Source organism: Arthrobacter sp. Soil736 (genome assembly GCF_001428005.1).
GTDB lineage: Bacteria > Actinomycetota > Actinomycetes > Actinomycetales > Micrococcaceae > Arthrobacter.
The window spans coordinates 63,252-76,109 of record NZ_LMSB01000014.1; the positions used below are offsets into that span (position 1 = coordinate 63,252).

The 12,858-nt window shown below is 67.7% G+C and carries 14 protein-coding genes; 3 read left to right on the forward strand and 11 right to left on the reverse strand.

The window, feature by feature from the left end:
- Positions 1–60: 60 nt before the first annotated feature.
- The 4 genes from ASG92_RS10920 to ASG92_RS29740 all read right to left on the reverse strand — a co-directional run bounded on the left by ASG92_RS10920 (position 61) and on the right by ASG92_RS29740 (position 4,001).
- A complete protein-coding gene (locus tag ASG92_RS10920) occupies positions 61–1,752 on the reverse strand; it encodes a ribonuclease J (RefSeq protein WP_056627853.1) in 1,692 nt (563 codons plus the stop codon).
- A gap of 42 nt (positions 1,753–1,794) precedes the next feature.
- Complete coding sequence (dapA, locus tag ASG92_RS10925; RefSeq protein ID WP_056627856.1) at positions 1,795–2,703, reverse strand: 4-hydroxy-tetrahydrodipicolinate synthase; 909 nt, start codon at positions 2,701–2,703, stop codon at positions 1,795–1,797.
- Positions 2,704–2,798: 95 nt separating this feature from the next.
- Positions 2,799–3,557: a carbon-nitrogen hydrolase family protein gene (locus tag ASG92_RS10930; RefSeq protein WP_056627858.1), complete on the reverse strand. Its 759-nt coding sequence runs from the start codon at positions 3,555–3,557 to the stop codon at positions 2,799–2,801.
- 9 nt (positions 3,558–3,566) lie between these two features.
- Complete coding sequence (locus ASG92_RS29740) at positions 3,567–4,001, reverse strand: hypothetical protein (RefSeq protein WP_240987087.1); 435 nt, start codon at positions 3,999–4,001, stop codon at positions 3,567–3,569.
- 124 nt (positions 4,002–4,125) lie between these two features.
- Between ASG92_RS29740 and ASG92_RS10940 the strand changes: the two genes are divergently transcribed.
- Entirely contained in the window at positions 4,126–5,361 is a 1,236-nt protein-coding gene (locus ASG92_RS10940; RefSeq protein WP_056627864.1) for a heparan-alpha-glucosaminide N-acetyltransferase domain-containing protein, read from the forward strand.
- A gap of 9 nt (positions 5,362–5,370) precedes the next feature.
- On the opposite strand, the gene ASG92_RS10945 is transcribed toward ASG92_RS10940, so the two are convergent.
- The 7 genes from ASG92_RS10945 to ASG92_RS10975 all read right to left on the reverse strand — a co-directional run bounded on the left by ASG92_RS10945 (position 5,371) and on the right by ASG92_RS10975 (position 10,912).
- Positions 5,371–5,859 carry a hypothetical protein gene (locus tag ASG92_RS10945; protein WP_056627866.1) on the reverse strand — a complete coding sequence of 163 codons (489 nt, stop codon included), beginning with the start codon at positions 5,857–5,859 and terminating at the stop codon, positions 5,371–5,373.
- A gap of 5 nt (positions 5,860–5,864) precedes the next feature.
- Positions 5,865–6,623, reverse strand: a complete 759-nt coding sequence (gene dapB / locus ASG92_RS10950; protein ID WP_056627869.1) for a 4-hydroxy-tetrahydrodipicolinate reductase — start codon at positions 6,621–6,623, stop codon at positions 5,865–5,867.
- A gap of 86 nt (positions 6,624–6,709) precedes the next feature.
- Positions 6,710–7,204, reverse strand: coding sequence for a molybdenum cofactor biosynthesis protein MoaE (locus ASG92_RS10955; protein WP_056627873.1), 495 nt, complete (start codon positions 7,202–7,204; stop codon positions 6,710–6,712).
- Complete coding sequence (locus tag ASG92_RS10960; protein ID WP_056627874.1) at positions 7,194–7,718, reverse strand: MogA/MoaB family molybdenum cofactor biosynthesis protein; 525 nt, start codon at positions 7,716–7,718, stop codon at positions 7,194–7,196. The genes ASG92_RS10955 and ASG92_RS10960 overlap by 11 nt, the downstream gene beginning before the upstream one ends.
- The gene (gene moaC, locus ASG92_RS10965) at positions 7,715–8,209 is read right to left on the reverse strand and encodes a cyclic pyranopterin monophosphate synthase MoaC (protein ID WP_056627876.1); all 495 of its coding nucleotides are present in this window, start codon (positions 8,207–8,209) and stop codon (positions 7,715–7,717) included. Before moaC ends, ASG92_RS10960 begins: the two co-directional genes overlap by 4 nt.
- Positions 8,197–9,459, reverse strand: a complete 1,263-nt coding sequence (gene glp, locus ASG92_RS10970; protein ID WP_082579447.1) for a gephyrin-like molybdotransferase Glp — start codon at positions 9,457–9,459, stop codon at positions 8,197–8,199. Before glp ends, moaC begins: the two co-directional genes overlap by 13 nt.
- 22 nt (positions 9,460–9,481) lie before the next feature.
- On the reverse strand, positions 9,482–10,912 hold the full coding sequence (locus ASG92_RS10975) for a molybdopterin-dependent oxidoreductase (protein WP_240987088.1): 1,431 nt from the start codon (positions 10,910–10,912) through the stop codon (positions 9,482–9,484).
- Between the two features lie 383 nt (positions 10,913–11,295).
- Between ASG92_RS10975 and moaA the strand changes: the two genes are divergently transcribed.
- Together moaA and ASG92_RS10985 are read left to right on the forward strand one after the other, a co-directional pair.
- Positions 11,296–12,429, forward strand: a complete 1,134-nt coding sequence (gene moaA / locus ASG92_RS10980; protein WP_200951947.1) for a GTP 3',8-cyclase MoaA — start codon at positions 11,296–11,298, stop codon at positions 12,427–12,429.
- Between the two features lie 4 nt (positions 12,430–12,433).
- A complete protein-coding gene (locus ASG92_RS10985) occupies positions 12,434–12,700 on the forward strand; it encodes a MoaD/ThiS family protein (RefSeq protein ID WP_056627878.1) in 267 nt (88 codons plus the stop codon).
- The last annotated feature ends 158 nt before the right edge of the window (positions 12,701–12,858 follow it).

A 12,858-nucleotide genomic window follows, 5' to 3' on the forward strand; every position in this document is an offset into this window, starting at 1 on the left:
CGCGGATTTACGGGCCTTCGGGGCTGTGTTCGCCTGCGCGGCCGGCCCCGGGACGTGCGCCTAGGCTTCCAGGACCACCGGAATGATCATGGGCTTGCGGCGGAGCTTGCGGTTGACCCAGGTTCCGACCACGCGGCGGACAACTTGCTGCAACTGGTGCGTGGTGTGGTCCGTGCGGTTGAGGACGGCTTCCTCCAGCGCAGCATTGATCTTGGGGATGATGTCGTCGAAAACCGAATCATCCTCGGCGACGCCGCGGGCGTGGATTTCCGGCCCCGAGACCACCTTTCCGGTGGCGCGGTTGATGACCGTAATGATGGAGATGAAGCCTTCATCGCCCAAGACACGGCGGTCCTTGAGGTCGGCGTCGGTGATTTCGCCCACGCTGGAGCCGTCAACATAGACGAAGCCGACCTCGATCTGTCCCACGACGTCAGCCTGGTGGTCCCTGAGGTCAATCACGGTGCCGTTGTCCGCCAGCAGGATGCTCGCCTCCGGCACGCCCGATTCCTCGGCGATTTTTCCGTTGGCAATCAGGTGGCGCGTCTCGCCGTGCACGGGCATGGCGTTGAGCGGTTCCAGGATGTTGTAGCAGTACAGCAGCTCTCCGGCCGCGGCATGGCCGGACACGTGGACCTTGGCGTTGCCCTTGTGGATGACGTCCGCACCCAGCTTCAGCAGGCCGTTGATGATGCGGAAGACGGCGTTCTCGTTGCCGGGGATAAGGCTTGACGCCAGAATGACAGTGTCGCCCTCGCCAACCACCACCGGGTGGTCGCCGTTGGCCATGCGGGACAGCGCGGCCATCGGCTCACCCTGGGAACCGGTGGACATCAGCACCACGCGGTTGTCGGGAAGGTTCCCGATGTTCTTGACGTCCACGAGGATGCCGTCCGGCACGTCCAGGTAGCCAAGCTTCGCGGCGATGGCCATGTTGCGGACCATGGAGCGGCCCACAAAGGCAACTTTGCGGTTGTGCTTTCCCGCGGCGTCAAGGACCTGCTGCACACGGTGCACGTGTGACGAGAAGGAGGCTACGATGATGCGCTTGCTGGCCTGCCCGAAGAGCCGGTCCAGGGTGGGCCCGATTTCCTTTTCCGCGGTGGTGAACCCGGGGACGTCGGCGTTCGTGGAGTCGGACATGAACAGGTCCACACCCTCTTCGCCCAGGCGGGCGAAGTGGCGGAGGTCCGTGATCCTGCCGTCCAGCGGCAGCTGATCCATCTTGAAGTCACCGGTGTGCAGGACGGTTCCGCCCGCAGTGCGCAGGAAGACGGCGAGGGCGTCGGGAATCGAGTGGTTGACGGCCACGAACTCACATTCGAAGGGGCCGAACTTCTCCACTTGCCCCTCGACCACCGTGAGGGTGTACGGCTTGATCCGGTGTTCCTGCAGCTTCGCCTCGATGAGCGCGAGCGTCAGCTGCGATCCCACCAGCGGGATGTCGTTCCGGAGCCGGAGCAGGTACGGCACAGCGCCGATGTGGTCCTCGTGGCCGTGGGTCAGGACGACGGCGACAATGTCATCCAGCCGGTTCTCGATGTAGGAGAAATCGGGCAGGATCAGGTCGACGCCGGGCTGCGTTTCCTCAGGGAAGAGGACCCCGCAGTCGACGATGAGCAGCTTGCCGTCGATTTCGAACACAGCCATGTTGCGGCCGATCTCGCCGAGCCCGCCGAGCGGAACGATCCGCAGGGTGCCTTGGGGAAGACGGGGAGGCGTGACGAGGCCGGGTAGGGCTACTTGGGTCATAATGCACTTCTTTCCAGGCGGAAGAGTGCCGGTCTCAGTCCGTCAGGAAAAGACCAGCCCTCCCGCCGCCAAATCCTCGCGGATGATTTCGATCTCGGCTTCGTCCGGCTCCACGAGGGGCAAACGGACAACCGAGTTGGGCAGGACTCCCTGCCATTTAAGAATTTGTTTGGCCGCAACGGCCCCCTGGACGCGGGTCATCGTCGCGCGCACCACGGGCTCAAGTTCGAAGTTGATCTTGCGGGCCGTTCCGAGGTCGTTCGCGTTGACGGCGTCGATGAGTTCCCGGAAGCGGCGGGTAGCGACATGTGTGGTGACACCCACGAGTCCCACGGCGCCCAGGGCCATCCACGGAAGGGTCAGTCCGTCGTCGCCGGAGTAGAAGAGAAGATCGGTCTCCGCCATGACGCGCGTTGCCGCAGCGAAATCGGCCTTGGCGTCCTTGACGGCGACTATGTTCGGGTGCTGCGCGAGACGGATCATGGTCTCGGGTGCGATCGCGATGGAGGAGCGGCCCGGGATGTCGTAGAGCATCACGGGAACGTCGGTTGACGACGCGATGGTTTCGAAGTGTGCGCGGACGCCAGCCTGGCTGGGCTTGTTGTAGTACGGCGTGACGAGCAGGAGGCCGTCGACGCCGAGCGCGGCCGCCTGCTGGGAAAGGTGCACGGAGTGAGCGGTGTCGTTGGTCCCGGTGCCGGCGATGATGCTGGCCCGTCCTCCGACAGCCTCTTTTACGGCGCGGAACATTCCGAGGTTTTCCTCGTCCGTGAGGGTGGAGGTTTCCCCTGTGGTTCCCGTGACCACCAGACCGTCGCAGCCGTCGTCGACGAGCTTGCTGGCCAGCTCCGCCGCCTGCTGGTAGTCCACTTTGCCATCCTTGGTGAAGGGCGTGACCATAGCGGTCAAGAGGGTACCAAGTGCAGGAATGTTCGCGGAAGTGTCAGCCATGGGAAAAACGTTACCCTGTCACCTGCACGTTAGGACAATGGCCGGCGCGTGATGATCGTCAAATTCCGGAAAACACCAGGCCTGCGGCCGCCGCGTCACCCAGCGGCGTGCCTGTACCGTTCGAGGGGGCCGCGCCGCAGGACGGCTGTGACCACTTCCGTTCCGGTCCCGGAGGCATGCTGCATCGGCAGGCCGTCCGGGCCCCAGAAACCGCTCAGGCCGCAGGAGGGCCCCAACGGCGTCCGGCCGCCCAGGTTGGCCAGCACCGTGTACATGCGGTTGTCCATGGCCCGCGCCCCCAGATGCAGCCCCAGACGATGCCCCTCCCCCTCGGTGTAGAGGGCAGATACGGCGTAAACGTCCGCGCCGGCGTCAGCGGCCGTACCCGAGTGGACGGGGTGGGCTGCGTCGAAGCAAATGGCCAAGGCAATCTTCCAGCCGTCCACCTCCAGGACGGCCGGCCCCGGCCCGGCGGCAAACAGGGACTCCTCCTCCCCGTGGAGATGTGTCTTGAAGCCGACATCGGCCGTGCCGTTCGGGTGGAGGGCCACAGCCGCCAGCCGCGGCGTGCCGCCCGCTTCGCGAAAGGCCGCTCCGACCACTGCGGTAATCCCTGTCCGCCGGCAGATCTCCCGGACGGGATCCAGGCGGATATCGCCGGGCACCAGCCACTGGTCCCCATCCTGGAGAAGGCGCAGGTTATATCCGGTGAGGGAAAGTTCGGGAAAAATCACCAGCCTGGCACCGTGGGAATCGGCATCCTCGATGAGGCCGACATGCTCCGGCACGTTGCGGGCAATGCCGCCGTCCAGAGCCTGATACTGGACGGAGGTTACGGTCAGCGCTGAGGTCACGCCTCCATCCTAGGCAGGGTCCGTCCCCGCGCAGTAGCGTTCCACAGCCGCTTCCCGCAGCGACTCCGCCCAGCTGGCGAGGCGCTGGGCGGCGCGAACGTAGTGGAACAGTTCCGTGGGCGTCAGCGCATCAAGGTCCGTTTCGGACAGCCGGCGCGCCAGCTCCGCCCCGGGAACCTGGGCCGAGAGCGCGATTCCCTCCCTGCTCCACTGCAGGTCCTCGGCGGACTCGCCGGCGACGAGTTGCCTGAACAGATAGTCCACTACGCCGGGGCTCATCGCCTTCAGCAGCCCTGCCGTGCTGTGTCCTGTCGTGCTGCGTGCTGCAGTGCCATGTGCCGGCGGTGCAGGCCGCGCAGCCCCCTGGTCCGCGCGTTTGTCCGAGAGCTTGTCCGGGCGCTTGTCCGAGCCGCGCCCTAGCGTGTGCCTGGATGAGTTGTTCATGCTGACGATAGTATTCGAACATATATTCGAATACAAGACCTGTCTCCGTCCACCGCGCATTCGGGCCGGCGGACAACCGGCCAGGAGGGAACGGCGCCATATCCGGATGTGAGACGATCGCTTCATGACCTCGCGGAGCACGGCTGCACAGTCCGGAACCAAGAAAGGCGCCGCAGCCGGCACCCGGCTTTCGGGAATAGACGCCGCGCGCGGCCTGGCCCTCCTGGGCATGATGGCCACGCACCTGATGCCGACGTTCGAATCCGACGCCGCGCTGACCCCGACCTGGATCGGGCTGACGTTCTCCGGCCGGGCTGCGGCCCTCTTCGCCGTCCTGGCCGGCATCGGGCTGGCCCTTTCCACCGGCAAGCAGAGGCCCCTCGAGGGCAGTGCCCTTTCGGCGGCACGGCGGGGCATCGCCTTGCGCGCCCTGGTGATTGCCGTCGTCGGCCTTGCCCTCGGCGGGCTGGACGTCAACGTGGCGGTGATCCTGGTCCACTACGCCGTCCTCTTCCTATGCATCCTGCCGTTTATCGGGCTGCGGCTGAAAGCACTCTGCGCCTGGGCCGCAGGCTGGATCCTGGGCTCCCCCGTGATCGCTTTCCTGCTGCGGCCCTGGCTCATGGCCGCCGATCCGCCCCTGCAGCTGAACCACAACCCCGGCTGGGAAGATCTGTCCACCCCCGGCCAACTGCTGGGCGACCTCTTCCTGACGGGCTACTACCCGGTGTTCCAGTGGATTTCGTATCTGCTGGTGGGCCTCATCCTTGGCCGGTTGGCGTTGTCGACGGCGGTGGTCCCGGTGCTGCTGCTGGCCGGCGGCACCGCGGTGGCCGCCTTCGCGAAGGTTCTGGGCACGGCAGCCATGGAGGAATGGGGCGGCCGGGCCGAACTGCAGGCACTCCTCACCGACCCCAACTACCCGCTGGACAGCCTCCTGCAGGTCAACTTGGCAGGCGTCCGGCAGGAGGGTTCATGGTGGTGGCTGGCCAGCAGCGCACCCCACTCCGGGACCGCCCTGGATCTGCTGCACACGAGCGGCGTGGCGGCCGCCGTCGTCGGGCTGTGCCTGCTGGTGGGCCGGCTGGGGGAATGGCTGGACCTGGACCTGCTGCTTCCGCTGCGCGGCGCCGGGGCCATGACGCTGACCCTGTACACGGCCCATGTGTGCGTGGTGGCGTCGTTCCACCTCAAGCCCATGCCGGCCGGATGGACCGAGGACGGGATGTACTTCGCCCATGCCGCGTTGGCGGTGCTGATCGGGATGGTCTTCGCGATCCTGAAGTGGCGCGGCCCGCTTGAATGGCTGGGGCACGCCGCCAACCAGGTGGGACGCCACCAGCCGGCGGGGATCCGGTAGCGCCCGCGCTTACCGCGTCAGGGCGCCTTTGGAGGCCTGGAACAGCCGCACCGCGTCCCGCATGGAGGAACGGGCGCGCTTGCGGTCACCGGCGGCGTCGTAGGCACAGCTAAGCCTGAACCACGACCGCCAGTCGTCCGGGGCTGCTTCTGCTTCCGCCCGGTACTTCTCGAATTCCTGGTCCGCCGCGGCACGGACTATCCGCCCGGCGGGCGTGCGGGGAAGGTTGTCCACCGGCAGGCCGCCTTCGGCTTCGAGCACGCGGGCCATCTGTTCGGTGCGGGCGCCGAACAGCAATTCACGGATCAGCGCCCACGCGCCGATGGCCGGCAGGACCAGGTACGCCGCACCGATGGCCTTGGCCACGGGCTCCGCGTCCGTCAGCAGGAGCACCGAGCGCTGGAAGGACACCACCAGGTAGAAGACCAGCAGGAGGGTCACGGCGCCCACCCAGATTTTGGTGCGGTACTTTTTCAGCGGGCCAAGGAGTGGTTTCACGGTACTTACAGCCCCAGGTCCAGGTAGCCGTCCAGGCCCACCGTCAGTCCGGGGTGGTTAGCGACGTTCCGGATGCCCAGGAGGACCCCGGGCATGAACGAGGCCCGGTCGAACGAATCATGCCGCAGGGTCAGCTGCTCCCCCGGGCCGCCGAAAAGAACCTCCTGATGCGCGACGAGGCCGCGGAGCCGCACGCTGTGCACACGGACGCCGTCCACTTTGCACCCTCGGGCGCCGGCAAGTTCGCTGGTGGTTGCATCGGGGCTTGGTTCCAGGCCGGCCGCTGCCCGTTCCGCCGCGATCAGCTGGGCGGTCCGTACGGCCGTGCCGGAGGGCGCATCGACCTTGTCAGGGTGGTGGAGCTCGATGATTTCCACGGATTCAAAGTACTTGGAGGCCTTGGCGGCGAAAGCCGACGCCAGCACGGAACCAAGGGCAAAGTTCGGCGCAATCAGGACGCCGACGTCCTGACGTTCTGCCAGCAGCGCGTCCAGCTGCTGCAGCTTGCCGGTGTCCCAGCCGGTGGTGCCCACTACGGCGTGCATGCCGTTCTCGACGGCGAAACGGACGTTCTCCTCGGTGCTCTCCGGAACGGTGAGATCCACCACGAACCTGGCACCGGCGCTGAGCAGTGTGTCCAGGGAGTCACCCCGTCCCAAAGCTGCGACGAGCTTCATGTCAGGGGCAGCTTCTACAGCTTTGACGGCCTCGGCGCCCATGCGCCCGTTCGCGCCCAGGACGGCGACGGCGAGTTGTTCGGTCATGGATTCAACACTACCTTTCGCCCGCCCGGCGAAAGGAACCGGGCGCCATGCGTTACCTCACGTGCCACCGACGCCCCGGCCCGTAACTACTCCCCGGCCCCGACCCACTCCACGGTGCCGTCGCTGAAGAACTGTTCCTTCCAGATGGGGACCTGTGCCTTAATGCGGTCCACGAGCTCGGAGCATACGGCGAAGGCCTGCCCGCGGTGTGCCGCCGCCACAGCGCAGACCAGGGCCGGTTCGCCGATTTCCAGCGAACCTACCCGGTGCGCGGCCCAGATCCTGACCGGCTGCGTGGAGGCGCCGGCGTCACCCTCGTGCTCAGCGACCAGCTGCGCCACGACGTCGGCCATCACCTGGTGGGCCGTGGGGTGCGCGCTGTAACTGAGCCGGTCAACCGGCTTGCCGCCGTCGTGGTTCCGTACCACGCCGCTGAAGCTGACCACGGCGCCGGCGGTGTCCGACTCCACGGCCGCGATGGCCTGGTCCACGGAGATGGGCTCCGCGCTCAGCACCGCATGCACTATTTCAAATGAGCGTCCCGTCAGTGATGGTTCCGTCAGGGATGGTTCAGTGCCCATGTCCGCCCTCCAACTGGTCGCACAGGTGCCCGATCACCGGATCCAGCACGGACAGTCCGTCCATGACGCCCTTCGGTGATCCGGGCAGATTAACGATGAATGTCCGTCCGGCCGCGCCCGCATGCCCGCGGCTGAGCATGGCATGGGGCGTTTTGGCCATCCCGGCTTGCCGGATGCCCTCCATGATGCCGGGGATTTCGCGATCGAGCAGCGGCAGCGTCATTTCCGGCGTCCGGTCATTGGGGCTCAGCCCGGTGCCGCCGCTGGTGATGACGACGGCGGGCTGCTGGGTCAGGAGGGCGCGGATCGCGGCTCCCACCGGCTCGCCGTCGGGCACCACCATCGCCGGAAACGGCTCAAATCCGTGTTCGGTGAGCCAGTCGATGATGACCGGGCCGGTCTCGTCCCGGTAAATGCCGGCAGCGGCGCGCGTCGATGCAATGACGACGCCTGCCTTCCGGCCCTGCACCTCACCGTGGACGTGGGGCTTTGAATTAGCCGAAGCGTTGCTCACAGTGCCCAGTCCCCGCTCTTGCCGCCGCTTTTGGCGAGCACTTTGATGTCCGTCAGGACTGCATGCTTGTCCACGGCCTTGATCATGTCGTAGACGCTCAGCGCTGCGACGGAGGCGGCGGTCAGCGCCTCCATTTCGACGCCGGTGACTCCCCTGGTCTTCACCGTGGCCAGGATGTCCACGGCCTCCTCACCCAGTTCGAAGTCGACCGTAACCTTCGCAATCGGTAGCGGGTGGCACAGCGGAATGAGTTCCGGGGTTTTCTTGGCCGCCATGATTCCGGCGACCCTGGCGACGGCCAGGGCATCGCCCTTGGGCAGGCCCCCGGAACCCAGCAGTGCCAGGACCTCCCGAGTGCTCCGAACCGTTGCGGTGGCCGTGGCCTCGCGGGTGGTCTCCGGTTTTCCCGAGACGTCCACCATCTGGGCCGTGCCGTCACGGCGGAGGTGCGTCAGCGCGGCGTTGTCTTTTTCTGCAGTCACAGCATCCATACTTCCACTTCGGCGCCCGCCGCGAGTGCGTCGACTCCAACGGGCACGTGGACCAGCGAGTTTGATTGCGCGAGCGCCCGGACCAGATGGGAGCTTTCGCCGCCCTCGAGCCGCACGGTTCCGTCCGCCAGCAGCGTCCCGCGCCGTACCTGGTGCTTGCCCGCCGGGGACGTCAGCGGCTGCGCGAGCCGGGCGCGGATCACGGGCCTCGGAGCCGGCGACCCGAACAGTTCGCTGAGCACGGGACGAAGGAACATCTCGAAGGAGACGAGGCAACTGACCGGGTTCCCCGGGAACCCCAGGAGGGGGACGCCGTCGAAGGTTCCGAGTCCCTGCGGCCCGCCGGGCTGCATGGCCACATGCTGAAAAGCCACGTCCTGGCCGTCCATGGCCTGCCGCACCACCTCGTAGGCGCCCTTGCTGACTCCTCCGGTGGTGACGATGAGGTCCACGGCCGCCGTTTGGCTGCGCAGCAGGCCCCGGAGCTCCGCCGGGTTGTCGGTGGAAATGCCTGCCCGGACCACGGCCAGCCCGGCCTGCCGCAGCGCGGTTTCCAGCAGGGTGCCGTTGGCATCGTAGATCTTGCCGCCCTCCAGCGGTTCGCCTGGTTCCACCACCTCATCGCCCGTGGTCACGAGGAGAACCGCCAGCGGAGGGTGGACCAGGACGTCCGCCAGCCCCAGGGCGGCCAGCAGCCCCAGCTGCCCGGGCCCCAGGAAGGTGCCCGCAGCCAGGGCACGCTCGCCCGCCTCGATGTCGCTTCCCGCCTCGCGGATGAATGTCCCCGCAGTCGCCGGGGGCAACCACACCGTGGCCTCGTCGCCGGCGGCAGGGAACGCGGCTGGAACGGCCCGCTCGATTGGCACGACGGCATCAGCCCCGGTGGGGACCATGGCCCCTGTCATGATCGGGGCTGCCGTGCCCGGTTCCAGGGCTGCCGGGCTGGCCCCCGCCGGAACGGGAGCAACCACGCGCAGCTCCGCGCCGCCGTCGGGCACGTCCCCGGAGCGGATGGCGAAGCCGTCCATCTGGGAGTTGGCGAAGGGAGGCAGGCTCAGAGGCGCCGTGACGGTCTCGGCCAGCCCGCGGCCCAGTGCCTGGACGAGGGGAAGCCGTTGGCTGCGTCCGGCTGCGAGCGGTTCCAGGAGTTCCCGGACTGCCTGCCGGTGTTCCGCCACGCTCCGGTGCGCGTGGCGGGCGGAGGTACCGGCGCTGGTGGCAGTGGCGTGCGGCTGCGGGTGGCTGTGCATGGTCCTGCCTTCGGTGCGGCGGCTACGGGTTTACGTCAACTCTAATGGTGTGGAAGCCGGTGGCGCCGTCCGGGGCGACCGACCGCTGTTCTTCGGTCTGCACGGAACCGCGAAGGTCGGTGGCTCGCACCTGGACTTCGTGCTGTCCCGGCTGAAGGTCGACGCCGAGCTGCCACTGGTACCAGGTGTCCACGGAGATGCCGAGAGCAAGGTCGGCCTGCTGCCAGCTCCCCCGGTCAACCCGCAGCTCCACCTTTCCGATGCCGGTGTGCTGCGCCCACGCCTCCCCGCCGAACGCCACGCGGCCCGAAGGCACGGACCCGCCGTTACGGGGGACGTCGATGCGCGAGGACAGCTTGATGGGTCCGCGCGCGGACCAGCCGCGCGGCGTCCAGTAGGCGACGTCGTCGGCGAACCTGGTGACCTTGAGTTCAGTGAGCCATTTCGTGGCTGACACGAACCCGTAGAGCCCGGGGACGATCATGCGGACCGGAAACCCGTGTTCCAGCGGGAGCGGCTCGCCGTTCATGCCCACGGCAAGCAAGGCGTCCCGGTCGTCCGTGAGGACGTCCAGCGGAGTGCCGGCGGTAAAGCCGTCCGAGCTCCTGGACAGCACCATGTCCGCGCCCGGCTTGGGGCCTGCCATCGCCAGCAGCTCCCGGACGGGCCAGCCGAGCCAGAGCGCATTGCCGATCAGGTCGCCGCCCACCTCGTTGGACACGCAGGCGATGGTCACGTGGCGTTCCCTCAGCGGTTTGGCCAGCAGCGTGGCGAAATCGAGTTCGATCTCACGGTCCACCAGGCCGGTGACCCTGAGCCTCCATTCCCGCGGATCGATGACCGGGACTGACAGCGCGGTGTCGATGCGGTAAAACTCGGGATTCGGCGTGACGAGCGGTTGCATTCCGGCCAGGCCGATGTCGGCGCCGGGCGGAATGGCAGCCGCCGGGAGCGTTGGCGCCGGCAGGCGCAGTGTCCTGCGGAGCTCGTTGACGCCGGCGGCGCCTCCCCGCCAGGCAGTGGCAAGGGCACCGCCGACGACGACAGCAGCCGCGGTGCCGCCCAGCAGCTGGAAGAAGCCGCGCCGCGCGGGCACGTCAGCTGCCTCGCCCTGCCAGCCGGCAAGCTGCCAGGCGGCCAGCCGCCCGATCAGGTTCCGGAGCACCAGCACGGCGATGCCGGCGGCAAGCATAGGAAGCACGACGGCGCTGACGGTCACCTGGGCGCGCGTCAGGACCGCCGCCACTCCCACGATGCCGAAGGCGGCGAAGATCGCGGCGCCCGCGAAGCGCCGGCGCAGCTCGACCACGCCGGACACCGCGGCGAAGACGGCGATCCCCAGCGCCATGCCCGCCAGCAGCGCGAGCTTGTCCGCTGTGCCAAACAGCGAAACTGCCCAGTCCTTGACGCCCGGCGGAACGGCATCGATGACGGCGCCGCCCAAAGCTGTCATGGTCGAGAGGGAGGGGCTGACAAATCCGGCGATGAGTTCGCTGGCCACGAGTCCTGTGCCCGCCGCCACGATACCGGCGGCCGCGGCCCACCAGCGGGGCTCCTTCCGGCCTGTTTCGGGGGCTTCCCCTGCGTCGTCCGGTCCCACGCGCACAGCGTCGGCCGGCCGTGATTTTGCGTCGGGGTGGTCCTGGTGTCCGGCTGCCGCCCCGGGTCCGGCTGGCTGGGACTCGTTCACACTTCCAGCATAGGTTCGATGCAGGCCGTTGACACCGCGTGTGGCCGCGTGGACCGGTCCGTCCCGCATGCTGCTGCCCGGGCGCGGCCGCCCGCCGCGAAGTCACAGGCGTGATCGATGCACCCCGCGTGGCGTAGCCTGAATTCATGAGTGTTCAGCTTGGCATCCCGCAGCCCCGCGACGGAGGCACCCCGGTTTCCGGCGCGCAGCCCCTTCCTGCTGCCCGCCCGGCCGATGCTCCCGCGGGGCTTGCGGACCGCTACGGGCGCCGTGCCACGGACATGAGGCTTTCCCTCACGGACAAGTGCAATCTGCGGTGCACCTACTGCATGCCGGCGGAGGGGCTTGAATGGCTGGCCAAGCAGGCCGTCATGTCTGCCGCGGAAATCATCCGGATCGTAGGGATCGGCGTGGATCTGCTGGGTGTGCGCGAGCTTCGCCTCACCGGAGGGGAACCGCTGGTCAGGGCCGACCTCATCGACATCATTGCCGCCCTCCGGAAGGCCCACCCCGAGCTTCCGATCTCCATGACCACCAACGGCGTGGGCCTGGACAAAAAGGCGGCCGCGCTCAAGGCTGCCGGGCTGACGCGCATCAACGTCTCCCTCGACTCCCTGCACGAGGAAACCTTTACCAAGCTGACCAGGCGCCCCTTCCTGGACCGCGTCCTGGCGGGTGTGGACGCCGCCTGGGCCGCAGGCCTGGGCCCGGTCAAGATCAATGCGGTGCTGATGCGGGGCATCAATGACGCCGAGTCGCCGTCGCTGCTGGCCTGGGCACTGGAGCGGGGGTATGAACTCCGGTTCATCGAGCAGATGCCGCTCGACGCCGACCACGGCTGGACGCGCCGGAACATGATCACGGCGTCGGAAATCCGCGAGCTGCTCTCGGCCAAGTACGTCCTCAGCCCGGATCCGCGGGAACGCGACGGTGCGCCCGCCGAACGTTTTGAAGTACGACGCCGGGTGGCCGGTTCAGCCGGCGGGCACGGGGCGGCGCTGGGAACCGTGGGCATTATCGCCTCGGTCACCGAACCGTTCTGCTCGGACTGCCGCCGGACCCGGATCACGGCGGAGGGCAAGATCATGAGCTGCCTGTTCTCCCGTGAGGAGTTTGACCTGCTCGGGCTGCTCCGGGAGGGCGCCAGCGACCGGCAGCTGGCCGAGCGCTGGCAGGACGCCATGTGGATCAAGCCGAAAGCCCACGGGATGGACCACGTGGGACTCGATGCCCCGGACTTCGTCCAGCCGGACCGCAGCATGAGCGCCATCGGAGGCTGAACAGTTGAACGTAAGGTACTTCGCTGCCGCGCGCGCCGCGGCAGGCGTCGACGAGGAACACTTCGAACTTCCCCCGGGCTCCACGGTGGAAGCGCTGCTGGCCGCGGTGCTCGACGTCGAACGTCCCCAGCCGCCGGCCGGAACTCCCCCGCTGGAGCGGATCCTGGCCCGCAGCAGTTTCCTGCTCAACGAGGTCGCCGTCCGGGACCGGACGGTTGTGCTGTCCGACGACGACGTGGTGGACGTCCTGCCCCCGTTCGCCGGCGGATAACCTCCGCAGCCCATCTCCCCAACTAGGTAGCAGCTCTCGCCGTTCCCAGCGCCCAGAAACGCGCGAGCTGCTACCTAGTGGTGTGTCTCCAAAATAGTTTTAGATTTGCTTGTTAAGCTTGTGGTATGGCGAATGTTGCTCCTGCTTTGGTGGTATCT

Excerpts from the sequence above, each read along its gene's own strand:
- dapB (WP_056627869.1), bottom strand. The coding sequence starts at position 6,623 with ATGACCGAACAACTCGCCGTCGCCGTCCTGGGCGCGAACGGGCGCATG.
- ASG92_RS10975 (WP_240987088.1), bottom strand. The coding sequence starts at position 10,912 with ATGACAGCTTTGGGCGGCGCCGTCATCGATGCCGTTCCGCCGGGCGTC.
- ASG92_RS29740 (WP_240987087.1), bottom strand. The coding sequence starts at position 4,001 with ATGAACAACTCATCCAGGCACACGCTAGGGCGCGGCTCGGACAAGCGC.
- ASG92_RS10920 (WP_056627853.1), bottom strand. The coding sequence starts at position 1,752 with ATGACCCAAGTAGCCCTACCCGGCCTCGTCACGCCTCCCCGTCTTCCC.
- moaC (WP_056627876.1), bottom strand. The coding sequence starts at position 8,209 with ATGGATGCTGTGACTGCAGAAAAAGACAACGCCGCGCTGACGCACCTC.
- ASG92_RS10940 (WP_056627864.1), top strand. The coding sequence starts at position 4,126 with ATGACCTCGCGGAGCACGGCTGCACAGTCCGGAACCAAGAAAGGCGCC.
- dapA (WP_056627856.1), bottom strand. The coding sequence starts at position 2,703 with ATGGCTGACACTTCCGCGAACATTCCTGCACTTGGTACCCTCTTGACC.
- glp (WP_082579447.1), bottom strand. The coding sequence starts at position 9,459 with ATGCACAGCCACCCGCAGCCGCACGCCACTGCCACCAGCGCCGGTACC.
- moaA (WP_200951947.1), top strand. The coding sequence starts at position 11,296 with ATGAGTGTTCAGCTTGGCATCCCGCAGCCCCGCGACGGAGGCACCCCG.
- ASG92_RS10955 (WP_056627873.1), bottom strand. The coding sequence starts at position 7,204 with ATGGGCACTGAACCATCCCTGACGGAACCATCACTGACGGGACGCTCA.